This is a genomic window from Pseudoalteromonas sp. J2K-J031, from assembly GCF_058197095.2.
Window position 1 is genome coordinate 3,431,338 of the sequence record NZ_CM200279.1, and the last position, 24,128, is coordinate 3,455,465.

General features: G+C 39.8%; 26 protein-coding genes. 15 read left to right on the forward strand and 11 right to left on the reverse strand.

Annotated elements, in window-relative coordinates:
- Positions 1–4: 4 nt before the first annotated feature.
- Genes AC3KZC_RS15675 through mlaF form a run of 6 tightly spaced genes read right to left on the reverse strand, consistent with a single transcriptional unit; the run spans position 5 to position 3,347 of the window.
- Positions 5–259, reverse strand: a complete 255-nt coding sequence (locus tag AC3KZC_RS15675; RefSeq protein WP_490577849.1) for a BolA family protein — start codon at positions 257–259, stop codon at positions 5–7.
- Between the two features lie 8 nt (positions 260–267).
- Positions 268–561: an STAS domain-containing protein gene (locus AC3KZC_RS15680; protein ID WP_490577850.1), complete on the reverse strand. Its 294-nt coding sequence runs from the start codon at positions 559–561 to the stop codon at positions 268–270.
- Positions 548–1,231 carry an MlaC/ttg2D family ABC transporter substrate-binding protein gene (locus tag AC3KZC_RS15685; protein WP_490577851.1) on the reverse strand — a complete coding sequence of 228 codons (684 nt, stop codon included), beginning with the start codon at positions 1,229–1,231 and terminating at the stop codon, positions 548–550. The genes AC3KZC_RS15680 and AC3KZC_RS15685 overlap by 14 nt, the downstream gene beginning before the upstream one ends.
- A 3-nt stretch (positions 1,232–1,234) precedes the next feature.
- Positions 1,235–1,738 carry an outer membrane lipid asymmetry maintenance protein MlaD gene (gene mlaD / locus AC3KZC_RS15690; RefSeq protein ID WP_490577852.1) on the reverse strand — a complete coding sequence of 168 codons (504 nt, stop codon included), beginning with the start codon at positions 1,736–1,738 and terminating at the stop codon, positions 1,235–1,237.
- A gap of 14 nt (positions 1,739–1,752) precedes the next feature.
- A complete protein-coding gene (mlaE, locus tag AC3KZC_RS15695) occupies positions 1,753–2,532 on the reverse strand; it encodes a lipid asymmetry maintenance ABC transporter permease subunit MlaE (protein WP_490577853.1) in 780 nt (259 codons plus the stop codon).
- Positions 2,529–3,347 (reverse strand): phospholipid ABC transporter ATP-binding protein MlaF, encoded by an 819-nt coding sequence (gene mlaF, locus AC3KZC_RS15700; RefSeq protein WP_490577854.1) that lies wholly within the window; start codon positions 3,345–3,347, stop codon positions 2,529–2,531. The genes mlaE and mlaF overlap by 4 nt, the downstream gene beginning before the upstream one ends.
- Positions 3,348–3,509: 162 nt before the next feature.
- Here mlaF and AC3KZC_RS15705 point away from each other — a divergent pair, with 162 nt between their 5' ends.
- The 12 genes from AC3KZC_RS15705 (at position 3,510) to mgtE (ending at position 12,715) form a co-directional block, all read left to right on the forward strand.
- A complete protein-coding gene (locus AC3KZC_RS15705; RefSeq protein ID WP_490577855.1) occupies positions 3,510–4,478 on the forward strand; it encodes a calcium/sodium antiporter in 969 nt (322 codons plus the stop codon).
- Between the two features lie 12 nt (positions 4,479–4,490).
- A complete protein-coding gene (locus tag AC3KZC_RS15710; protein ID WP_490577856.1) occupies positions 4,491–5,462 on the forward strand; it encodes a KpsF/GutQ family sugar-phosphate isomerase in 972 nt (323 codons plus the stop codon).
- On the forward strand, positions 5,462–6,013 hold the full coding sequence (kdsC, locus tag AC3KZC_RS15715; RefSeq protein WP_490577857.1) for a 3-deoxy-manno-octulosonate-8-phosphatase KdsC: 552 nt from the start codon (positions 5,462–5,464) through the stop codon (positions 6,011–6,013). Before AC3KZC_RS15710 ends, kdsC begins: the two co-directional genes overlap by 1 nt.
- Positions 6,010–6,564 (forward strand): LPS export ABC transporter periplasmic protein LptC, encoded by a 555-nt coding sequence (gene lptC, locus AC3KZC_RS15720; RefSeq protein ID WP_490577858.1) that lies wholly within the window; start codon positions 6,010–6,012, stop codon positions 6,562–6,564. Before kdsC ends, lptC begins: the two co-directional genes overlap by 4 nt.
- On the forward strand, positions 6,554–7,054 hold the full coding sequence (gene lptA, locus AC3KZC_RS15725; protein WP_490577859.1) for a lipopolysaccharide transport periplasmic protein LptA: 501 nt from the start codon (positions 6,554–6,556) through the stop codon (positions 7,052–7,054). The genes lptC and lptA overlap by 11 nt, the downstream gene beginning before the upstream one ends.
- Entirely contained in the window at positions 7,051–7,776 is a 726-nt protein-coding gene (gene lptB, locus AC3KZC_RS15730; RefSeq protein WP_490577860.1) for an LPS export ABC transporter ATP-binding protein, read from the forward strand. The genes lptA and lptB overlap by 4 nt, the downstream gene beginning before the upstream one ends.
- Positions 7,777–7,838: 62 nt before the next feature.
- Entirely contained in the window at positions 7,839–9,329 is a 1,491-nt protein-coding gene (locus AC3KZC_RS15735; protein ID WP_490577861.1) for an RNA polymerase factor sigma-54, read from the forward strand.
- Between the two features lie 25 nt (positions 9,330–9,354).
- Entirely contained in the window at positions 9,355–9,642 is a 288-nt protein-coding gene (gene hpf / locus AC3KZC_RS15740) for a ribosome hibernation promoting factor (RefSeq protein ID WP_490577862.1), read from the forward strand.
- A 2-nt stretch (positions 9,643–9,644) separates the two neighbouring features.
- Complete coding sequence (gene ptsN / locus AC3KZC_RS15745; RefSeq protein ID WP_490577863.1) at positions 9,645–10,094, forward strand: PTS IIA-like nitrogen regulatory protein PtsN; 450 nt, start codon at positions 9,645–9,647, stop codon at positions 10,092–10,094.
- A gap of 17 nt (positions 10,095–10,111) precedes the next feature.
- Positions 10,112–10,957: an RNase adapter RapZ gene (rapZ, locus tag AC3KZC_RS15750; RefSeq protein ID WP_490577864.1), complete on the forward strand. Its 846-nt coding sequence runs from the start codon at positions 10,112–10,114 to the stop codon at positions 10,955–10,957.
- 1 nt (position 10,958) lies between these two features.
- The gene (locus AC3KZC_RS15755; RefSeq protein WP_490577865.1) at positions 10,959–11,231 is read left to right on the forward strand and encodes an HPr family phosphocarrier protein; all 273 of its coding nucleotides are present in this window, start codon (positions 10,959–10,961) and stop codon (positions 11,229–11,231) included.
- Between the two features lie 122 nt (positions 11,232–11,353).
- Complete coding sequence (gene mgtE, locus AC3KZC_RS15760) at positions 11,354–12,715, forward strand: magnesium transporter (protein WP_490577866.1); 1,362 nt, start codon at positions 11,354–11,356, stop codon at positions 12,713–12,715.
- 535 nt (positions 12,716–13,250) lie between these two features.
- On the opposite strand, the gene AC3KZC_RS15765 is transcribed toward mgtE, so the two are convergent.
- Both AC3KZC_RS15765 and AC3KZC_RS15770 read right to left on the reverse strand, forming a co-directional pair.
- Positions 13,251–14,486, reverse strand: coding sequence for an alpha/beta hydrolase (locus tag AC3KZC_RS15765; protein ID WP_490577867.1), 1,236 nt, complete (start codon positions 14,484–14,486; stop codon positions 13,251–13,253).
- Positions 14,487–14,590: 104 nt separating this feature from the next.
- Positions 14,591–16,144, reverse strand: coding sequence for a methyl-accepting chemotaxis protein (locus AC3KZC_RS15770; RefSeq protein WP_490577868.1), 1,554 nt, complete (start codon positions 16,142–16,144; stop codon positions 14,591–14,593).
- Positions 16,145–16,444: 300 nt separating this feature from the next.
- Between AC3KZC_RS15770 and AC3KZC_RS15775 the strand changes: the two genes are divergently transcribed.
- Positions 16,445–17,601 (forward strand): IS3 family transposase gene (locus tag AC3KZC_RS15775; protein ID WP_518525900.1). Its coding sequence is split into 2 segments (ribosomal slippage): positions 16,445–16,691 and positions 16,691–17,601, totalling 1,158 coding nucleotides; the frame shifts between segments, so codons are not numbered across the junction.
- Between the two features lie 176 nt (positions 17,602–17,777).
- Here AC3KZC_RS15775 and AC3KZC_RS15780 read toward each other — a convergent pair.
- Positions 17,778–18,587, reverse strand: a complete 810-nt coding sequence (locus AC3KZC_RS15780; protein ID WP_490579714.1) for a DUF2145 domain-containing protein — start codon at positions 18,585–18,587, stop codon at positions 17,778–17,780.
- The gene (locus tag AC3KZC_RS15785) at positions 18,577–18,936 is read right to left on the reverse strand and encodes a hypothetical protein (RefSeq protein ID WP_490579713.1); all 360 of its coding nucleotides are present in this window, start codon (positions 18,934–18,936) and stop codon (positions 18,577–18,579) included. The genes AC3KZC_RS15780 and AC3KZC_RS15785 overlap by 11 nt, the downstream gene beginning before the upstream one ends.
- Before the next feature lie 146 nt (positions 18,937–19,082).
- On the opposite strand from AC3KZC_RS15785, the gene AC3KZC_RS15790 reads away from it, so the two are divergent.
- Together AC3KZC_RS15790 and AC3KZC_RS15795 are read left to right on the forward strand one after the other, a co-directional pair.
- Positions 19,083–19,826, forward strand: a complete 744-nt coding sequence (locus AC3KZC_RS15790) for a helix-turn-helix domain-containing protein (protein ID WP_490579712.1) — start codon at positions 19,083–19,085, stop codon at positions 19,824–19,826.
- Between the two features lie 16 nt (positions 19,827–19,842).
- Positions 19,843–21,192 (forward strand): alpha/beta hydrolase, encoded by a 1,350-nt coding sequence (locus tag AC3KZC_RS15795; protein ID WP_490579711.1) that lies wholly within the window; start codon positions 19,843–19,845, stop codon positions 21,190–21,192.
- Between the two features lie 95 nt (positions 21,193–21,287).
- Here AC3KZC_RS15795 and AC3KZC_RS15800 read toward each other — a convergent pair whose 3' ends face one another.
- Positions 21,288–23,513 (reverse strand): TonB-dependent receptor, encoded by a 2,226-nt coding sequence (locus AC3KZC_RS15800; protein WP_490579710.1) that lies wholly within the window; start codon positions 23,511–23,513, stop codon positions 21,288–21,290.
- Between the last annotated feature and the right edge of the window lie 615 nt (positions 23,514–24,128).

Here is a 24,128-nt window from a genome sequence, read left to right on the forward strand (position 1 = left end):
CTATTTATAGGAACATTAATTTGCGTTCACGTTCCCACTCAGTTGGAGTGAAAGCACGAATAGACACAGCATGGATTACACCTGAAGCAATATCAGCCATTAATGGTGCATAAACTAATTGTTGTTTTTTCACTCGGCTTACGCCTTCAAAACATTCACCAACAGCAATCACTTCAAAATGGCTACCATTGGCTTTGACTCGCACATCGCTTAATGACAAAGCGTCTTTTAAAATACTTTCTACTTGACTCGGTTCCATGGGGTGTTTCACTCAAAAAGTTGGCTAACCTGAACCAATTGCATTAATTTTTGCAATTGTTCAGGTATGTTGCGCAGCGTTAAATGTTTATTTTGCTGCTGTAATTCAGATAAGGTGTGAATTAACCAAGCTAAGCCCGCTGTGTCAACCCTAGAGATGGCTGACAAGTCAAAAATAATACGATTTACGTCATTTAGTTTAAATTTTTTGCTAAATTCAATTTCAGCCACTGTTTCGTGACCCAACTCTCCTGACAAAATAAATTCGTCAGGAGTGCGCTGCTCAAAGCTAAGCTGGATCATCGCCAGACTTCCCTCTAAATTGGATCGGCAATTTACTTTTTTTATCTAAAAGGTCGATAACATAATCTAAACCTTCTTTGCGCAAAATACCGTGTAACTCGCTTTGTTTAGCATCAAGTAAACTAATGCCTTCAGCAACCATATCGAATGCACGCCACTCACCTTCTTTGCCTTTTTTGACTTTAAAAGCAATATTGATATCAGGTTTACCATTTTCAATAATTTTAGTTCTGATGATCGCGATTTTGTTATCGCCGATGTTTTGCACTGGTTCAAATTCAACCTTTTGGTCTTTATATTGAGTGAAAACACCTGCATACGTTGCAACTAGGTAGTTTTTAAACACTTCAATAAACTGCCTTAACTTAGCAATCTCTCGTTCTTTTTCAGCTGCATCTGTAATACTACTGATTTTTTGAATGTAGCTACCTAGCACCTTATACGCTGCATAATTGTAATCGATGTAAGGTAACAACTCTTCTTCAACCACTACTCGCAATTGCTCGGCATCACTTTTAATCAAGTCTTGATCTTGTGATATCCGATTAAAGGTGTTTTCTGCGACTTGTTGAACCATTCTGTATGGCTCGTTCATTTGTACTTTATTAGTACTTGCATACGCAGTACTTGCGGTTAATAAAAGCACTGATGCGACTAAACGTGTAAACATGGCTTATTCCCCACCTTGATTAAATAAGAACTGACCAATTAACTCTTCTAAAACTAAAGCCGATTTAGTATCTGTAATAATGTCGCCATCCTTAAGCACTTCAAGCTTTTCTTGTTCAAATACAGCATTCAATTCATCAGTTCCACCATTGGCCAACACGCCAGGATTTAGCCCTAAATATTGTTCACCAAGAATGCCTGACGTTAAAATATTGACTGAGGTTGTTTCTGAAAACTGATTAAACTCATTTGATATTTTCATATGTACAATCGGTGTATAATCTGACGGATCAAGATTAATAGCCTCAACACGGCCCACTACAACTCCGCCCACTTTTATTGGTGAGCGCACTTTTAAAGAACCAATGTTGTCAAATTTTGCATATAAATTGTATGTTTCTCCACCACCACTAATACCTGCATTAGCAACTTTAAGCGCTAATAATGTAAGCGCTAAAATACCAAGAGAAACAAAAAAACCGACTAATATTTCAATTTTACGTGACATAAAATACGTTACCTTTAGCTGCCAAACATCACAGCGGTCAATACAAAATCAAAACCTAATACAGCTAACGATGACTGTACTACGGTTTCGGTTGTCGCTTTACTGATCCCTTCAGATGTAGGGACACAAAAATATCCTTTATACAAAGCAATCCATGTTACAACAAAAGCAAATACTACGCTTTTGATCATGCCATTTAGGATATCTTTTTCAAAAGAAACCTGAGCTTGCATAACAGACCAGAAACTACCTGAATCTATTCCCAACCAGTCAACACCCACTAAATGAGCACCTAAAATAGCGACTGCTGAAAATATTAAGGCAAGTAATGGCATGCTTATCATGCCAGCCCAAAAACGTGGTGCAATAATCCGTTTAAGTGGATCAATGGCCATCATTTCTAAACTACTTAATTGCTCGGTTGCTTTCATTAACCCAATTTCAGCGGTTAATGCACTCCCTGCTCGCCCTGCAAACAACAAGGCTGTGACAACCGGACCTAGTTCACGCAACAAACTCAACGCAACCAAAGGGCCTAGGCTATCTTCAGCGCCATAGTCAACTAATACAGTATAACCTTGTAACGCCAAAACCATGCCTATAAACAAACCGGAAACGATAATAATAATGAGCGATAAAAAACCCACCATATAAAGTTGTTTGATTAATAATGGCGTACCTTTTTTAAAGTTTGGCATACTAAAAATAGCGCCAACCAACATCATCAATGCCCTGCCAACTGCAGCAAACCGATTAAGCGTTTCTCGACCTAACTGCTGCCAAAATAAAATCATGACTTTGCTCCCGTCATTAGTTCAGTCATAAACGGCTGAGCTTCAAAATGAAATGGAACAGGACCATCACTCAAGCCACCTAAAAATTGCTGCACTAATGGCGATGTATGTTGCAACATTTCTGCAGGTGTTCCTTCTCCTATGACTCCTTTATCAGCAACAATAATGACATGGTCGGCAATACTCATGACCTCTGATACATCGTGAGTCACAACTAAAGAGGTTATGCCAAGTACCTGATTTAGCGACTTTATCAACTTTACTAATACCCCCATAGAAATAGGGTCCTGACCAGCAAACGGCTCATCGTACATAATTAAATCTGGGTCAAGGGCAATAGCGCGGGCTAGTGCCGCACGCCGTGCCATACCACCTGATAATTCAGACGGCATTAAATCTTTCGCACCACGTAAACCCACCGCCTCGAGCTTCATTAGCACGATGATACGGATCAATTCGTCATTTAGCTTAGTATGCTCGCGTAATGGAAAGGCTACATTGTCAAATACAGATATATCAGTAAATAAAGCACCGCTTTGAAATAGCATGCTCATTTTTTTTCGCGCTTGATATAATTCTGCACGTGACATATTTGGAATGCTCTGATTTTGAAAGAGAATATCTCCAGAATCTGGTTTTAACTGCCCACCAATCAAACGCAGCATAGTTGTTTTTCCTATACCACTTGGCCCCATGATGGCCGTGATTTTACCTTTAGGCACAGAAAAACTCATATTCTGGTAAATCAGCCTTTCTCCACGAGAGAAACTTAGATTTTTGATTTCAACTAGGTTGTCAGACAAGCTAGACTCCATTGCAATATTGCTAGTGCATCATTTTATGCTTATTTGTCTATAAAAGGATAAATAAAAACGTAAAAATTTGTAATAAAACTCTGCTAAACCTGTATTTTTTTATACATTTACTAAGGTATTTGTTAAGATTCTCGGTCAGAAATTCACTCACTGGTTGGAAACATGCTGTTGTCATTTGTTATTTTAGTCTTAGGTTTTGCTGCATTAGTATGGAGTGCCGATCGTTTTGTATACGGAGCGGCGGCGTTAGCTAAAAATTTTGGCGTTCCAACTTTAATTGTCGGCCTAACAATTGTAGCAATGGGTTCATCAGCACCAGAAATGATGGTGTCGGCTTCTGCCGCATTAGCCGACAAAACCGATACCGCTGTTGGGAATGCGGTTGGTTCAAACATCACAAATATTTTACTCGTTTTAGGCTTAACAGCCTTACTTCGCCCGCTAACCGTTTCTTCAGGGATTTTAAAACGCGAAATGCCGGTGCTCATTTTAGTCTCTTTAGCGGCTTGGTATGTTTTATCTGATAACTACTTTTCAGCCACTGAAGGCTATGCACTAATGGTAGCATTTGCAATTTTTATCGGCGGTTTAATTTTTATTTCTATGCGCCAAAAAGATATCGATGACCCACTTGTCGCCGAAGCGTGTGATGACGTACCGCAAGGTGTCAGTAATATCAAAGCGATTGCTTGGTTAGTGGTAGGTATGATTATGTTACCAATAAGCTCACATTTTTTGGTCGGTTCAGCTGTTGATATTGCAAAGTTTTTTGGTTTGAGCGATTTAGTCATTGGCTTATCAATTATTGCTATTGGCACAAGTTTACCTGAATTAGCTGCGTGTATTGCTGGCGTGCTTAAAAAAGAAGATGACCTAGCACTGGGTAATATTATTGGTTCGAACATTTTTAATATTTTAGCGGTGCTGTCACTAGCAGGCATAATTAATCCTTCTGGCATTGACCCATCAGCTGCCAGTCGTGACTCTTTAATTATGCTGCTTGCAACTTTTGCTTTGGTTGCCATGAGCTTAAGTATTCGCGGTACACGTCGTATTAATCGTTTTGAAGGTGGTTTATTAGTTTTAAGCTTTTGTGCCTACCAATACGTTGTTTTTTCTCAAGTAGCTTAAGGCCTGATTTCCATGTCACAACCTGAATTTATCGCTAGCGCAACCCGAGTGCTTGCAATTGAAAAACAAGCAATTGAACAACTAAATCAATACATTGATATCCACTTCTCCCATGCTTGTGAACTTATGCTCAATTGCAAAGGTCGTATTATCGTCATTGGCATGGGTAAGTCAGGTCATATTGGCAATAAGATTGCTGCAACACTTGCAAGCACGGGCAGCCCAGCCTTTTTTGTGCACCCTGGTGAAGCTAGTCATGGTGATTTGGGCATGATCACTAAAGATGACGTGGTTTTACTTATCTCGAACTCAGGTGAAACGAGTGAGATACTTGGTATCGTTCCAGTGATCAAACGCTTAGGTGCAAAAACAATAGGCATGACTGGCAATACCCAGTCATCCCTTGCAACACACTCAGATGTTCATATTTGCATTAAAGTAGAACAAGAAGCCTGCCCTTTAGGGCTTGCTCCAACAGCGAGCACAACCGCAACCTTAGTTATGGGTGATGCATTAGCGGTTGCTTTGCTTGAGGCTAGAGGCTTTACGGCTGATGATTTTGCACTTTCTCATCCAGGTGGAAGTTTAGGGCGTCGATTATTGCTTACATTAAAAGATCTTATGCACACCGGTAATGCAATGCCAAAAGTCAATTCAGATGCCATTATTCGAGATGCACTGATCGAAATGTCAGCCAAAGGCTTGGGTATGACTGCTATTGTAGGCAAAGACGATACACTGCTGGGCCTATTTACTGATGGTGACTTGCGCCGAATTTTGGAGCAGAAGATAGATATCCACACCACTCCAATCCAAGCCGTTATGACAAAAAAGTGTACAACCGCATCCTGTGATATGCTTGCTGCTGAAGCACTCAATATCATGGAACACAAGCGCATTAATGGATTATTAATTGTTAACCAACATAATCAGGCAATCGGCGCACTTAACATGCAAGACTTATTGCGTGCTGGAGTTATTTAATGACCTTTGACCAACTTTATCAACCTATTAGCCAGCAAGTGTTCACTAAAGCAGCAGCAATTAAGTTATTGATTTGTGATATAGATGGCGTCTTTTCTGATGGATGTATTTATTTAGGCAATAACGGGGAAGAACTAAAAGCATTTAATACCAAAGATGGATTTGGCATTAAAGCATTAATTAATACTGGCGTTGACGTTGCTGTTATAACGGGTCGCCAATCCAATATTGTTGAGCAACGAATGAAAAGCTTAACTGTTACCCACATATATCAAGGCCAAGAAAATAAACTGATTGCCTATGATGCTTTAAAACAAGCATTAAACCTTACCGATGATCAAATAGCTTACATTGGAGATGATGGTCCAGACCTTCCAGTAATGGAAAAGGTTGGTTTTGCTGTTGCAGTTAATGACGCACACCCAGTGATTAAACACATATCTCATTATACAACCATGATGCGCGGTGGATATGGCGCCGTTAGAGAATTGACCGATTTACTCATGTTATGCCAAGGTCACTCATTAACCACTCAAGGTACGAGTGCATGAATTTAACGCGCCTTAGCTTAAGTGTTATATTTCTAGCAATAATGAGCTGGCTTTGGTATCCCCATCTAAGCGAACCTCAGCAAGACATAACGCTGAAAAAATCTGATGTCGCAGAACCAGACTATATTGCAACTGAGCTAAAGCAAACCGTATTTGATAGTGATGGCCAAATCAGTCACAAAGTTTCTGCAACAAGAATGGAGCGCTACCAAGAACTTGGTTTCACCCATTTTTTAGCACCTGTTTTTACGCTTTATTCAAAGCATGGTGTGTGGGAAGTAAGCGCAGCCGAAGCCACATTATACGAAAGTAAAAAGCTCATTTTAGAAGTAAATGTCGTGGCGGTTAATCTAGATAAAACTGCAATGTTACAAAAGATTAAAGCTAATTATATTGAAGTAGATATTCCCAATTCCACCATGCTTTCAGAACAACCAGTAGAAATTTCAGGGCCATCCATCCTTATTAAAGGCAAAGGGCTTATTGCGAACTTTGAGTCAGAAATAATTGAACTCATTAACCATACACAGACTATTTATTATGACCAATAAAATCATACTCACCCTGACACTTTTAGCTGCAAGCTTATTTACTCATGCAGCAAAGCTAGACTCTAAAGTTATTATTGATGCTGATAACCAAAAAGCTGATATTAAACGCAATGTGATTATTTTTGAACAAAATGTCGAAATCACACACGACAAGCGCTCAATAAAAGCAGATTTCCTAGAAGCTTATCGCAGAGCTGAACTTGGTGAAAACAAACAACTTCTTATCGCCAAAGGTGCCCCTGCTAAATACTCTGAAACCTTAGTAAATGGTTCTGTTATCACAGCAAGCGCAAATGAAATTAGCTACGATGTTGCCAGTTCAATACTAACAATGTCAGGTAACGCATCCATTACACAAAGTGGCCAAAAAATAAGTGCTGAAAACATCATTTATGATATAAACCAGCAACTTATTAGCGCAGAAAAATCAGAAAACTCAAGCCAACGAGTGCGCACCATTTTAACGTCTCCTGAAAAGGATAAAAAATGACAACATTAACCGCCACCCAGCTAGCCAAAAGTTATAATGGCCGCCAAGTTGTTAAAAATGTTGGCATTGAAGTAAAAGCCGGTAGTATTGTTGGTTTACTTGGCCCTAATGGGGCGGGGAAAACGACCACCTTCTATATGATCGTCGGCTTAGTACCTAGTGATAAAGGGCTTATCACTATTGATGATCAAGATATCACTTTATTACCTATGCATAGCCGTGCACGTTTGGGAATTGGTTATTTACCGCAAGAGTCATCAATATTTAGAAAGCTCACCGTTTATCAGAATTTGATGGCTATTTTAGAAACTCGAAAAGGCTTAAAGCATACGCAACGAGAAGAGATCCTCGATAGCCTCTTAGAAGAGTTTAATATTTGCCATATCAGAGACAGTCAAGGTATGGCACTCTCAGGTGGCGAGCGCCGCCGGGTTGAAATTGCACGCGCACTTGCAGCAGATCCAAAATTTATTCTACTTGATGAGCCTTTTGCTGGCGTTGATCCCATATCAGTGATAGATATAAAGAAAATTATTCGCCATCTCAAAAAACGTGGTATTGGTGTTTTAATTACAGATCATAATGTTCGAGAAACACTCGATGTATGTGAAAAAGCATACATAGTTTCTCATGGCGAATTAATCGCTACTGGCACACCCAAAGAAGTACTCGAGAATCAAAAAGTACGTGATGTTTACCTAGGTGAACAATTCAAGCTATAGTTAGTTTACTTCGTAACTTAAGTGCCATCTATTTTAATAACTAAAAGGATTGTTAGGCGTCAATGAGGCAATCATTACAACTTCGTCTTGGGCAACAACTTACAATGACCCCACAATTGCAGCAAGCTATTCGCTTACTGCAATTGAGCACTTTAGATCTTCAACAAGAAATTCAAGAAGCACTTGATAGCAACCCATTACTGGAACTTGAAGAAACCGAATATAACAACGAAACAGAAAATAACGAAAACCAAGAGTTTCAAAACGAGAATTATGATTCGGACTTTGAACCGACAGCAGATGCTGAAATTGAAAGTTCCGATGCGTTAAACAAAGACTCGCTAACTGATGAACTACCTATGGATGTCGGTTGGGATGAATATATTAGTGCCGGCCCATCAACATCTTCATCTGGTTCAGCTCCTGACAACGACACCATTTATCAAGGTAGTACCAGCGAAACCTTACACGACTATTTAATGTGGCAATTGCGTTTAACTCGCTTTAGCCCAACCGATGAAGCCATTGCGATTGCAATTGTAGAAGCTATTAATGACGATGGTTATCTCACACTTTCAACTGAAGATATTTGCGAAAGTATTGGTGAAGGGAGTGATGGATTAGCCGTTGAGTTAGATGAGGTTGAAGCAGTATTAAAACGTATTCAAGTATTTGATCCTATTGGCATAGCTGCAAGAAACTTTCCCGAGTGTTTGCTTATTCAACTTAACCAATTTGCGAAAGACACTCCGTGGCTTGCACAAACTAAAGAAATTGTTCAACAACACATTGAACTTTTAGCCGCTCGTGATTATCGAACTCTTATGAAGAAAACCAAGCTCAAGGAAGAAGAGCTTAAAGAAATCATGACGCTCATTCATACGCTTAACCCAAAACCAGCAGACAGCATAAATACTGAACAACCTGAATATGTGATTCCTGATGTGTCGGTAAAAAAAATTAAAGGTCGTTGGGTAGTTGAACTAAACTCAGATAGCATGCCAAAGATCAGAGTGAACGATCAATATGCGGCAATGAGTCGCTCAGTGAAATCGAGCGAAGATAGTCAGTTTATCCGTTCTCATTTACAAGAAGCAAAATGGTTTATCAAAAGCCTTGAAAGTCGTAACGATACCTTGCTCAAAGTGGCTAATTGTATCGTGCTACAGCAACAAGCGTTCTTTGAATATGGTGATGAAGCCATGAAACCAATGGTGTTAAATGATGTTGCTGAAATGGTAGAAATGCACGAATCAACAATTTCTCGTGTCACAACTCAAAAGTTTATGCATACCCCTCGCGGTATTTATGAGCTTAAGTTCTTTTTCTCAAGCCATGTCAGCACTGAAAATGGTGGTGAATGCTCATCAACGGCAATTCGAGCACTCATTAAAAAGCTAATAGCTGCAGAAAACCAAACTAAACCTTTGAGTGATAGTAAAATTGCAGATATATTGGCAGAACAAGGAATTAACGTGGCTAGACGAACTATCGCAAAGTATCGCGAATCGCTATCCATCCCCCCGTCCAATCAGAGAAAAAGTTTAATCTGAGGCGTTTAATAGAAGGAAAATGCTTATGCAACTTAATTTAACTGGTCGTCACGTAGAAATTACAGAACCTTTAAGAGACTATGTCACTAACAAGTTCGCTAAGCTCGAAAGGCACTTTGATCACATCAATAACGTGCATGTTATTTTAGATATTGAAAAACTAGTTCAAAAAGCAGAAGCAACATTACATGTAACAGGTGGCGAGCTATTTGCTACTTCAGAACATGCTGACATGTACGCTGCCATTGATGCACTAATTGATAAATTAGATCGTCAGGTTATTAAACATAAAGAGAAAAATTCACGTCATTAATCATGAAATTAAATTCTTTTATTTCTAAGGACTGCATCAAAGCTGCAGTCCTTTTTCATAGCAAAAAACGTATTCTTGAACACATTAGTGAGCTTGCGCATCAAAAGCTGCCTGAGCTATCTGAACAAGAAATTTTAACCGCATTACTTAACCGTGAAAAACTAGGCAGCACAGGAATTGGCCGAGGCATTGCCATCCCACATGGTCGCCTAACCGGTATCACTGAAAGCTTGGCTATTTTACTCGTCAATCAAGAAGCGATTGATTTTGATGCCATTGATAACAAACCCGTTGATATTTTTGTTGCACTGCTCGTACCTGATGCAGAATCACATAACCATCTAAAGACGCTTGCTGCAATAGCTGATAAACTTAACGACAAACAGTTTTGTAAGCAATTACGGACCGCGCAATCTGACGAGGAACTGTTTTTAATCATCGACGCAGCATAATCAAGTAGGGGAATACAGTGCAACTTATCATTATTAGTGGCCGTTCAGGATCGGGGAAATCAGTTGCACTTCGCGTCTTAGAAGACTTAGGTTATTACGCCGTTGATAACATTCCGGTTAATTTACTTCCTTCATTAGTACGCAGTGTATCTGACAACTACGATAAAATTGCAGTGAGTATTGACGTTCGAAACCTACCAAAAATTCAACAAGAATTTAATGAAATTTTAGAGTATCTTCCTGAGTTTGCTAAACCAACATTATTTTATTTAGACAGTGACGACAATACGTTAATTCGCCGCTTTTCAGAAACAAGACGATTACACCCCCTTTCTATGAATGCACAACCACTTGATGCTGCAATTAGAGAAGAAAAACAATTACTTGATGTACTTGTATCAAGAGCTGATATTATTATCGATACCAGTGATTTAAGCGTTCATCAATTAGCTGAAGCCATTAGAGCGCGAGTGCTAGGTAAAAAAGATAATCAACTGATCATCACATTTGAATCATTTGGCTTTAAACATGGCATCCCAAAAAATGCAGATTATGTTTTTGATGCTAGATTTTTACCCAACCCACATTGGGAGCCAATGCTCAAACCCCTCACTGGCCTTGATCAGCCAGTAAAAGACTTTTTAGCTAGCCACAGTATAGTGCACAAATTCACTTGGCAAATTCAAACATTTTTACAAACTTGGCTGCCACATTTAGAGCGTAATAATCGAAATTACCTAACCATTGCGATAGGCTGTACTGGCGGGCAACATCGTTCGGTATATTTAGCTCAAACTCTGGCAGATAATTTCAGCCGAAGTCACAAAAATGTGAAAGTTCACCATCGCGAACAAGAGAAATAGGATGCGCTGTCAAAACACTTTTTTAATTCAAAATAAATTAGGCCTTCATGCTCGTGCTGCGACAGTGTTAGCACAACTTGCCACAAGTTTTGATGCAACCATCACGCTAGAGCAAGATCAAAAATCAGCAGAAGCAGACAGTGTACTTGGCTTATTATTATTAGAAAGTAGCCAAGGCAAAGAAGTAAAAGTCACGTGCGAAGGTCCTGATGCTGAAAAAGCATTGATTGCGATTGGCAATCTAATAGCTGATAAATTTAACGAACAAGACTAACTGACTAAACAAGCGAGTTACGCTATACTAACCGAGCTAAAATCAAAGACTTGCCGACAATTAAAAAATAAACAATAAGTAAGTAATAATTCAACCCCACTCATCAACTAGAAAGAGCCGCCATGCCTGAAGCGATAGAATTAGACAACACTCAACTTCGATTGCACGAAATTACTCGCGCACTAAATAGCGGGATGTTTGTTCATGTTCGTCGCATGCTAGCACATATGGCTCCGTGTGATATTGCATTATTACTCGAATCATCTCCTCATAAAGGTCGCTCGGTCCTTTGGCAACTGGTTGACTCTGACTTACAAGGTGAAGTACTCGAAGAACTCTCCGAAGATGTTCGAAATGGTATCATTGCACGGATGGATCCTGCTCTCATTGCAGCTGCAACTGAAGACATGGATGATGATGACTTAGCTGAAATGCTCAGAAGCCTTCCCGAAACAATTTACCAAGAAGTTATTGGTTCGATGGCAAGCCAAGATCGTGAACGTGCCACACTAGCACTTTCATATCCCGAAGGGTCTGCTGGCGCGTTGATGAATACAGATACCGTAACCATTCGCCCAGATGTTACTTTGGATGTGGTTTTACGTTATCTTCGCTTAAAAGGCGATTTACCTGAGGGTACTGATGAACTCTACGTTGTTGATAAAAAAAATAGCTTTTTAGGTGCCGTATCTTTAGCCACGCTTTTAACACGCAACCCTGATTTATCTGTACGTGAAGTTATGGATGAACATTGCGAATCGATTCCTGTTACTATGGATGAATCTGAAGTCGCTCAATTGTTTGAGCGTCGTAACTGGATTTCAGCTCCCGTAGTGGATGAATCTCAACATGTACTAGGTCGGATCACCATCGATGATATCGTTGATGTTATTCGTGAAGATGCCGAACACAGCATGATGAGCATGGCAGGTCTTGATGACGAAGAAGATACCTTTGCCCCAGTTGTTAAAAGTACTAAGCGTCGCTCGGTTTGGCTTGGGGTTAATTTAATTACAGCCCTAATGGCAGCATTTGTGGCAAGCTTCTTTGAGTCCACGTTAGATATTTTACCAGTACTTGCAGTATTAAATGGCATTGTGCCCTCTATGGGCGGTGTTGCGGGCAGCCAAACCCTTACCCTTGTTATTCGAGGCATGGCCGTTGGCCACATAAATCAGGCTAACCAACGATTTTTACTCAGTAAAGAACTGGCGATCGGCGCTTTAAATGGCGCACTTTGGGCACTTTTAATTGCCGGTGTAGTCGCACTTTGGAAGTGGGATTTTATCCTTGGCTGTGTCATTGCATTCGCCATGTTCATGAACTTATTGGCTGCGGGTATTGCTGGCGCCAGTATTCCTTTATTCTTAAAACGCATGAATATTGACCCTGCATTAGCAGGCGGCGTTATTTTAACAACTGTAACTGATATCGTCGGTATTTTTGCATTCTTAGGCACTGCAACATGGTTTTTACTCCCGTAAAAACACACTAAATATCACAAAAAAGCACGCTTCACTTTGCGTGCTTTTTTATTAACTGAACAACGCATACTATTTTTCAACAATAGGGAAAGCTTTAATCTTTAGATCCTACTTAACCTGAGCTTTGGTTAAGAGATTTACTAACGCATTGATATTGAATTGGCAAATATTTTTTCAAGTCTGTAGCCGGAAACTTTTAAGGATAACAAGGCGAATTTACGCGTCAATAGCTGGCCTATTGTAAGTAAATTCAACGCCGTTAGCGTTGAAAGTAGCCGCTGAAGATAAATTTATTATCCAGAGCTCAAGTTACTTATCACTCATTAAATATTTGCCTGTTATAAATATAAACGCAGACAGCCATTAGACGTTTTAGTACTTACTAATAGACTGCAATACTCACAAATGAGTTTATCTCTGGTTAGAAATGGCAAATTAGATATCTACCTTTAATCCAATAACGTTGGTAAATATCTAATTCAGAGCTGAGGTAACAATACTATTTCTATTTGATAATTTTTAATTACTTTTAAAATTAAAAGGTTAGATAAGGCTCCATCTCCCAATACTCCCAACTTTCTAGTTGCTGAGCTTGAGCTAATGCCAGTGCCTTTTGATGGTGCTGCGTTGCCAGTTCTTTCTCACCTAATTGCTGATAGCTCAGTGCAAGTTGGTAATGCCATTTGGCTATATTTCCCGCTTCTTTTTCAATGCTTAACAATAATGCTTTTGCAGGTTCTGCCAACCTTTTTTTGTTATACCCAAGCGCAAAGTTGATCAGCACTTCATGGTAGGAATCTGCAAAATTTACCTGAATCCAACTTAATGCTGCAGGTATGTGTTCACTTTGCTTTGACGCAAAAAAATACTTACTTAATGTATAACTTTGCAGCCAACCAAAATTAAACCCTGCCCATTGCGATTTTTTCGCTTCAAATTGTGCCAAAACGGCAAGGTAATTTTTTTGCTTCATCATTTGGTCAATATCAATAAAGTAGTCGGGTGCTAAAAAAACCAAACCATCGTACAAAGCTGGCAATGCTGTACTGTAATGCGTTTCTTTTAGATACTCTTTAAATTGCCATTTGAACTTCGCAGGCGGCGCTTCTTTTAATAACTCCACCAATGGGCGTACACCCATTCCAGTTTCATTAGCAAGAGAAATAAACAAAGGTCTTCCCTGCCAATTTATACCTTTAGCATTTGCTTCAAATCGCTTTTTGTAACCATACTCGTCATACCAAAGGCTTGGGCTAAACGCTAAGAATGCATTAAATGGGCTTGTTGCATCAAGCAAACTTTGCATCACAGTTAAACCTCCCAGTGAATACCCGGCTAATGCTCGCTGCGAAGTAGTACGATAATTTTGTTCAATAAGCGGAATAAGCTCTTGCTGCAAATATTGCGAAAAAATCGCAGCCCCGCCAAACGCTTCGCCTTCTAATTCACTGGGCCAGGTATTGCTTTTAAGGTAATCTCGATGACCTTGCGTGGCAATTCCAACCACTATCATTGGTGGAATTTTTCCCATACGAGCAAGGTTATGAACGGTTGCTGCGACGTGTTGAAACTGAAAGTCTGCATCAATAATGTACAAACTTGGGTAATGGCGTGCATTTGCATGATATTGCTCTGGCAATGCAATCATGTAGCGACGCTCTTGAGCAAATACTTTTGATACATGGCTGTCACTATAGCCCGTGATCAAAGGTGTTTTTGCCATGACTACGCTGCAAAAACTTAACATTAACACTAAAACCAATACACGCATTTTCAACCCCTTAATCAAAGTTATCTGCATGATAACAATACTTTTAATCACTGCACCCATCAAAAACGACCACGAATGGATAATTTGATACCTACAGCACGGTATTAAAACTTAAAGTTTGCCAAATTATCTTGTAAATCAAGCGCAGCTTGCGCCAATTGCCGAGACTCACGAGCCAATACAACTGACGAGTCTGTCACTCCCTGAGCTGAACTACTAATGTCACTTATGTTTTCACTGGCTTGTTCCGACACCATATTTTGCTGCTCGGCTGCAGCGGCTATTTCGGCTACCATCTGATTAGTTTGTTGTAATTTAGTTACAATTTTAACTAACTCTTGGCTGGTTTTATCCGATGAAATCACACAGCCTTTCATCTGCTGCTGTGATACGCGCATAGCATCCGCTGCGTTCATTGCATTTTGCTGTAAGTTATCAATCGTACTTTTTATTTCTTGCGTTGATTGCTGCGTTCTCGCTGCTAGGGTTCTCACTTCATCGGCAACAACCGCAAAACCTCGGCCTTGAGTACCGGCACGCGCCGCTTCAATGGCCGCATTAAGCGCTAATAAGTTTGTCTGCTCAGAGATCCCTCTAATTACTTCAGCAATATCACCTATTTGCAATACTCCATCTTTTAGCTCTTGCACTATGGTGTCTGCGCGCGCAATTTCTTTCGCAGCAAGCTGAATATTATCCATCGTTTGACCCATCTGCTGCTGGCCATCGGCGGCATCTTGCTGAGATTGCTCACTCATCACCGCCATTAATTCGGCATTTTGTGCAACATCTTTACTGGTGACAGCCATTTCGTTCATCAACGTGGCAAGCCCCTCAAGCTGAATTTGCTGTTTGGCAACAATTTTACTACTCTCATCGGCGCCTTGCATCATGGTATTAACCTGAATATTAGTTTTATTTACATTATTTTGTACCACCATAAGCGTATCTCGAAAACTGGCCAGCATTTTGTTAAAACTAACGGCTATTGTTGCTATTTCATCTTGCCCATTTTGATCTGCTTCAGTAGATAGATGCGATGTCTCAGCAACATAAATAAAGGTTTGCTCAAGTTTATTTAAAGGCTGAACAATGCTTTGCGCAATTAAATACAAAAGCGTGAGTACTAATATAAGCGCAATAACACTTAAGATAATCAAATTCGTTTTTTGTTGCGCTACAGTTCCAAGAGCTATGCCCTCTTCAGCATCACTTAATCGGGTAATGACATCGGTCACCTGCTGTGCCGCTCTAAGCATGGCTTGAGTTTCTGGCCCTGTAGGCTGATGTGAATCCCGAAAAGCAGTTTCAACTGCTTGGCTATAAGCACGGATACTTGCAATTGCATCTGACATTTGGGCAACAGAACTTGGTACCATCATCTTTGTTTTTAATGTTTGGGCCGCTTCAAGTGCTAACGCTGTTTTGTCGTGATTAATTGTTAAAAAATGAGCTTCACTGGTAATAATATAATCCGCTTGCCCTAAGCGCGCCTGATACATCCACTTATTAATATCGACTAATTTATTATCAATATGAATTTGAGTCAAAATGGCATTAATTGAAGAAATAGCTATAAAACCAAGCAAGGTTAAAGCTGCAATAGTGATTAATCCTAACCAAAGCAATCGAGTTTTTATTTTAAAATTTCGAAACATTACTGTCCTTAATAAAAAAAGTTGCACGCAAGATTTGAACTTCAGGGGGAGGACAAACAATAGACAAGCAAGGGAATGATCTAATACCAATCGTAATAAATAACTGATCCCCTAGCTTGTTAAAACACTCGATAACTTCGTTAGATTTTTTGATTGTAGAATAACTACTTATCGAAAAAATCTGTCTTGTTCTCAAGCGTTTTTCCTACGCTATTTTGATCACTTACTTATCGTGATTTGTTGTGGTTGAATTAGCAGGACACTTTAATAAAGGAATATAATGCCATTATTGAGGTGAATATGACTAAACGAATAAATAAGCAGTATCCAAACGATTTTAAACAAGAAGCAGTGGCTTTGGTGCTTGAGCAAGGTTACACAATAGTTCAAGCAGCCGCTTCTTTAGGTATCACAGATAAAATCCTTTACAGCTGGGTTTCTAAACACAAAAAGCAGGCACAAGGTGATACCTTATCTGTCGATGAACGCACCGAACTTATGCTGTTACGCAAAGAGAATAAACGCTTATTAATGGAGCGTGAAATCCTAAAAAAGGCCAGCGCCTTCTTTGCGAAAGAAATGAAGTAAGGTACTCATTTATCAAGACTCTTGTGTCGAAATATCCTACTTCGATGGCGTGCAAAGTGATGCAGGTCAGTACATCAGCGTATTACGTTTGGCTTAAAAGTCCTGGTGAGCTTATCACTGCCGATACACTCGCATTGTTTCGTCGAGCTAAAGCATTATTCAAGGCCAGTCGGAACAGCCTAGGTAGTCGAGAGTTAGCTAAAGCGCTACGCAAAGAAGGGTTTAGTATCACACGTTATCGCACCATTAAGTTAATGGCGCGACTGAAGCTGCATGTGACGCAACGTCTGGCTTATAAGGTCACCACAAAGCGTAAGCACAGTGAGAGTGTGGCTGACAATTTGCTTAATATGAATTTTAATCCTGTGGGGCCAAACCAAGTTTGGGCAGGTGATGTGAGCTATCTTAAAACAGGCGAAGGTTGGCTGTATCTCGCAGTGGTAATGGATTTGTATTCTCGCAGAATCGTCGGCTGGAACATATCTAAGCGAATGACGCGAAGCTTAGTTGAGAAAGCATTTATAAAGGCTTACAACTTGCGCAAACCACCTAAAGGCTTGGTGTTTCATAGCGATAGAGGTTCGCAATATACCAGTAAAGGTTATCGACGTTTATTAAAACAATTGGGCTGTCGAGCAAGTATGGGTGATGTGGGAGCATGTTGGGACAATGCTGTTGTAGAGCGATTTTTTGGTAGTTTAAAGCATGACTGGTTGTTAAAAGTACCACAGCCAACTCGTCAACATATGCGTGATGATGTGGCGGAATATATGAAATATTACAATGTAGAACGACTGCATTCGGCAAATGCTGATCAGTCACCGATAGATTTTGAAATCTCTTTTAGAAAAGTGTCCGGTTGGAGTTGACCAGAACAATTGGTATAATTGAATAAAAATAAATTTAACTCTTTAAATATGGCGGCAAGGGTAATTCTGAGTTCAGTTGGGTGCAAGTTTTTTTCAATAGTATCAAAAGGAAAAATTAAGAAATAAAACCTTATTTTTAGAATAACTATGATTAATCAGTGTTTGGTTTAAATTGTTTAGTCTTGCATCATTGTTATTGCTGTAGGGCTAAAAATCACAACCTGCTCAGCTAAATCATACTGTTTTAAATACGCTGCAATAGTTGAAAATGTCGCTGTTTTTACTTTTCCATGATGATCTTTAGTGCTCACTTCAGCTAACAAAAGCGATCCTAACATGAGTTTTAACCGACTAGTTGCCACCACTTGAGGCGAAAAATACGCTTTAGCATTGGTTTTGAGCTTATCGATATCCGTAGTGCCATATATCGCCGCATTGATCATATCCAAAGTAAACTCGGTACAATTTTGAAAAGTACGATTAAACGGATTGGCAATAACGGAGTAATTTTCATTATGTAATTGTTTATATTGGCCTGTCGCCACTAATTTGATTAATTCATTTTGCAGTTTTTCGGTCGGGATGATAATTCCCGCCGTTAATTCATTCACACTCCAAAAAAAATCAACTGGATAATCAACCATCAAAGTACTTTTTGCAGAGTCCTCTGTGGTTTGATACAAGTTATGAATCGCGTACCCTTGCACCACTTTACCATCCGTTAAAGTTATATCTGAATAAATGGCCAATGCAGTATGGGTAAAGCGGATCCCTTTTGGTAACTCTTTAGCAGGGCGACCAACACGGGCGATTATAAACGCTCTTGCACCTTGGTTTGCGGCATATTTCTCAACACCTTTAGCAAATTGAGTAATTTCATCCGCTGGAAATAGCGCTTCACCGGCATTATTGCTGCCCGCAAAACTTGCTGGCGACAAAATCGTCACCAGCAATGCAAAAGTTACTAAGAATGAATTAAGCTTCATTAGCTTTATCTACCGATTGACTCGTTTTTTCAATCGCTAAATTAGGTGCCTGATCCGCAGTTAATACTTCATCGCTAATCGTAAGCGGCTTTTTACTGACCGTGGCATCTAATATCTTTGTTCCAGCTGCCACACTTGCACTCCCAACTGCAACCGTTGATGCACCCACCACGACAACGGGAATTGCAACTGCAACACTCGCTACTTTGGCAACGGACTGCGCCCCAGTACTTGCAGCAAGAGCTGAGTGTTTACTTGCTTTTGCACTATGATTGAGTGTTTCTGATGCACCTGCATTTAATGTGATTAAAGAGGTAATAATAAGTAATGTAGTCGTTATTTTTTTCATGATGCTTCCTTGTTGTTATCAGCAGCATTAAAGATAAAGCAAATAATCGTTGAGTAAACCTACGTGTTGTTTGTTTACTTTTTAAAGACTAAAAGTATAGTATTTTAATACTTAGCACTTACTACTCAGCACTGGTATTTCACCTTATGAGCCAAATAAAGCAGATTAATCAGACCTTAAAACAATTACTGCGCCAACATCAACTCACCTACAAAGATATCGCTCAAGCACTCAAAATGAGCGAAGCTAATGTAAAACGCATCTTTGCAAATCAAAGTTTTACCCTTGAGCGATTAGAAGAAATTTGTCAGCTGATTAATATCAATCTTTCGGACTTGTTTTTACTTTCAGAAAAACAAAGTGAGCAGTTAAGTCAGCTCACCTTGGAGCAAGAACAAGAGCTGATGGACGATCCCGAATTATTTTTAGTGGCAGTATGTGTTAGGGATGGTTGGCAATTTGGCGAAATCATTCAGCATTATCAGATTAGCGAACATCAATGCATTCGTTTATTAGCGCGACTTGATAAATTAAAAATGATCGATTTACTGCCAAATAATCGCTATAAACTGCTCATAGCTCAAGATTTTCGCTGGATCCCCAATGGTCCATTAGCAAAGTTTATCGAGCGCGAAGTGATAAGTTCATTTATGGCTGATAAATTTAACCAACCGGGAAGCTTTCGCTTTTATTTGCGTGGCAGCTATTCAACCAGCTCACTGGCTATCATTGAACGTAAACTTAACCAACTCACGAAAGAGGTGGCATTACTCAATCAAGAAGATACCAAATTACCACTTGAACAACGCCAGCACACCGGATTATTACTCGCCATGCGACCGTGGCAAATTTCATTATTTGAACAATTTAAACGCACTCATACTATTTAAAACAGGATGTTATACCATGCGATTACTCTATAAATTTACTCTGCTCTCTCTGGCTTTAAGTCTGGTCAGTGCTTTGCAGGCGCAAACGTTTACCGACGATTGCACTACTATTAACCATGATTTTTCAGCTATGTTAAATGCCAAAGAACAAGGATCATTTCGTTTTAGCACACCATCAAACACCACGGCATTTAGTTACACCACACACACCCCTTTTAGTGACTACCTCAATGCATCTAAAGCAGGTATTACAGCGCGTAATCCTCAAGCAAACCGACCTTGCCCAATCGATACGCCAGTGACGACAATTCAAACAGAATCAACCATGCAAACTAGAGTTGTGAGTGATTTAATTGCTCCTTTTGAGCTGAAACAAACCAATAATCATAAAGCGATTTTACTGATCCACGGATTAACCGACTCCCCTTACTTATTTCATGATTTAGCGGGGTATTTTTTCGAGCAAGGCTTTAATGTGCGAACCTTATTACTACCGGGTCATGGCACTGCGCCATCGGATTTAATTGATGTGACTTACCAACAATGGCAACAAGCTGCTGCGTATGGCATTAATCGTACTTTAGCTGATTTTGAACAGGTGTACTTAGGCGGCTTTTCAACTGGCGGCGCACTGATTTTTGACTACCTGATGCAGCAAAAAACGGTCAGTGATAAAATTAAAGGCTTAATCATGTGGTCACCGGCCTCACAGGCTAAAAGCGAGCAAGCATGGCTCGCTAAATATGTTGCCAAAATCCCTTTTGTTGATTGGCTTGATAAAGATGCCGATAGTGATTTTGCCAAATATGAGTCATTTGCATTTAATGCCGCAGGCCAAGTTTACTCTTTAATGCAGCGCATTGATGTGACCAATACAAGCCAGTTAAACAGTCATGATATTCCATTACTCCTGATTGCCAGTGAAACAGACCAAACCATAAATACCAATGCAAGCTTAGCGCTTGCCAACTTTTGGCATGCAACAACAGGGCGCAAAACGGCCCTCAAGGATGAAGTCATTTATTATGGCGCAACCGAAAGCGCTAAAAAGATACTTAATTCCGACATCAAATTAACCGTGCCAGTCTGTGAGGCAACCAGCCTGTGCGCTGCTGTTAAAAACATCGCCCATACCTCGCCCACGAACAGCCCTGATAACCTGCATTATGGCGTACAAGGTCAGTATCGGAATTGTGGCCATTATTTAAGTAATAATAAACAGTACAAAGCCTGTAAAACAAATGAACAGGTCAATGTTGGCGAAGTAACGAAGGACAACATTGAAAGATTTAGCCCAATCAAGCGCCTCACGTACAACCCTTATTACGAGCAAATGCTAAACAGTATTGGGGATTTTGTACATTAACCAAGTACTTTGCTTGGGCAGTTAGCAACAAAAATGCCGCGATATTGCTATCGCGGCATTTTATTAGCCAATAAGGCATTACATTTTATTGAGAATTACAGTTCAAAATCTTTACGGAATTTTAAACCAAACTCGCTGCGGTCGTTGCTGCGCATCACCCCCACAAAACCACTTTGTTGCAAGCGGCCTTGGTCGTAAATTTCATTAAAGACGTTTTCGCCATATAACGTGACTTCCCAATCACCTGCAGGCGCTTGATACGATACGTTAAAGCCGACTAACTCACGTGAATCAATGGTTTCAGATGCGTTATAAACTGACTGACCTTGAATTTCACTGCGGTATGAATAATTAGCATTCATCGCAATCGTTGCGCCATTTTCTAAATCAACAAAATATGACGGTGCAATCATGATAGTCCATTTTGGTGTCAGTGCTGGCGTATCGCCTTTACCGATACCAATAACACCTTCATCAACCTTGGTAATTTCAGCATCTAAATAACCAATAGCACTGCGAATACTAAAGTCTTCGGTCACTGCAATCGTCGTTTCAAGTTCAAAGCCTTTTGCTTGCGATTCACCCGCATTTTCTACAATCGTAACAAAACCGCCGCCCGCAGTTGGATCGGAGAACGGTAATGCTAAATCTGTGTAATCGGTCATAAATACGGCCAATAACATCGATACGTTTTCAAGTACTTGGCCTTTTAAACCCATTTCGTAGTTAATTGCATGAGTTTCATCAAACGATACAAACTGCGCAGGGCCACCAAATGGACGTGGTGGGAAACCGCCTGTTTGATAACCTTTTTGAATTTGGCCATAAACATTCATACCATTAGCTAACTTATAAGATGTATTAACATCCCACGTTACGGCATCAAACTCAGCTGTTTCGTATTTACGCTCACCAAACGATGGGAAAATAGCATCCGCTGCTTTTTCATCTTTAGAATAACGCAACCCACCACCGACACTTAAATCGGCGCTTAAGTCGTAACTCATATTAAAATAAGCAGCATATGAATCTGTTACTTGGTTTACATCAAAGTAGCCATAATCGCCAAACGATGCCGTAGTGCCATCATTGAGTAATCCGTTAGGCGTATTCCATGGGCTAAAAACAAACGGGCCTGAACGGGTATAACCATCTTCATTGAAATAATATAAACCCGAAACAAAGTCCATATTATCAAACGTGCCGTTTACTTGAATTTCGAATGAATATTGATCTGCCCCACCCTCTTCAGGGAACTCAGATAAATTCAGTGCTGATGCATCATCATCTAAACCACCTTCGTACTCAGAGCTTCTGAAGCTACTGATAAACTTGGCAGTGTAAATATCGTTAATTTGCCAATCAGCAATAAACGATGTGCCCCAACCTGAATAACCCGTTGATTCGATGCCCGCAACCGTAGTAGCTAAATCATCTGGGTTTGATGGGATCATATCAGGGGTTAATAGCGGGAAATCACCATTAAACGGATCATTTGCATCAAGTGGCGTGGTAAATTCAATAGTATAAGGTGATTGACCGGCCTCGTTATCAACCGCATCCACACTCACAGTAAAGGCTAATGCAGAAGTCGCTTGCCATTTGGCGCTCATGCGACCGCTCAACTCTTCTTCTTCACCGATTTCTTTTTCTGGATTGGCTAAGTTAATCGCTTTACCCACACCATCGCGTTTTTTAAATGAGCCACTGGCTGAAAAGCTAAACTCATCACTCACTTCTGTATTAAGGTACAGATCACCTGCAATACGACCGCGGCTTCCAAGCTTGGTATTGACCGTAACAATATTATCACTACCGGGTTGTTTGGTAATGATATTAACCGCACCACCTAAGGTATTACGGCCATATAACGTACCTTGTGGGCCACGTAAAACTTCAACACGTTCCACATTCGGCAAGGCTAAATTAGCGCCCATTTGGCGACCTAAATAGACACCATCTAAATACACACCTACACCTGGATCGGTGGTAATGATGTGATCTTGTAAACCAATACCACGAATAAATACCGACGCATGCGCCGCATTACCAACACCATAGCGAGTGATATTTAAATTTGGTACATATTTACCGATGTCATCTAAATTACTCATATTAGCGCTGTCGATTAAACCAGAACCAATGGATGAAATAGCGGTTGGGGATTCAAATAAGCTTTCGGTGCGTTTACGCGCAGTGACTTCTATTTTTTCAAAGCTGGCTTTTTCGACTTCATTTTCTGTGGTTTCGTTTGCTAATGCATAACCCGGTAGGCTTAAGCACACTGCTAAACTCAGTGCGGATAACTTTATGTGACTCAATCTATTCTCCAAAGGTTGTTGTCTGTGAGTGGAGGTAATGATCCTGCTTGCAATGTGCAGCTTGGTCCAAAACCTAGACATAAAAAAAGATGCTGCGGTGCAACATCTTCCCTCTGGAAGGGTAATATAGCGCATTATGACGATAATATGAATTTTCTTAAGCGTATTATTTAAAAAAACAGAATAATCTTTTTGCTTGTAAACGATTAACTAAACATTTTATTTTTTAATTAATGTGTTGTTCGTAAACGCTACTGAGCCCATTTATCGACCGTTTGAAGTGCTTTTATTTATTTTATATCCCAACTCAAAAGCAGTGAACCGATGAATTTATATTCAAACACCTCACACCAAGCTAATAAAAAATAACCTAGCATTATGCTGATAATTGACTGTGAATTAGGATATTTAATTTATTCCTTTATTACATAGTCAGAATACACTGGTATTTATGATCATTTATTTCTTTTTAATAAAAGAATTTTACGACTTGTTAGCTATTATTTTCTTTCATTTTTAACTATTTTTTGTCATATTTCACATCCAAAATTTGAATTTTGGTTTCGACTAACAAAAATTAGCTCCTATCATTTGAGCTAGCATAAACATCAACAT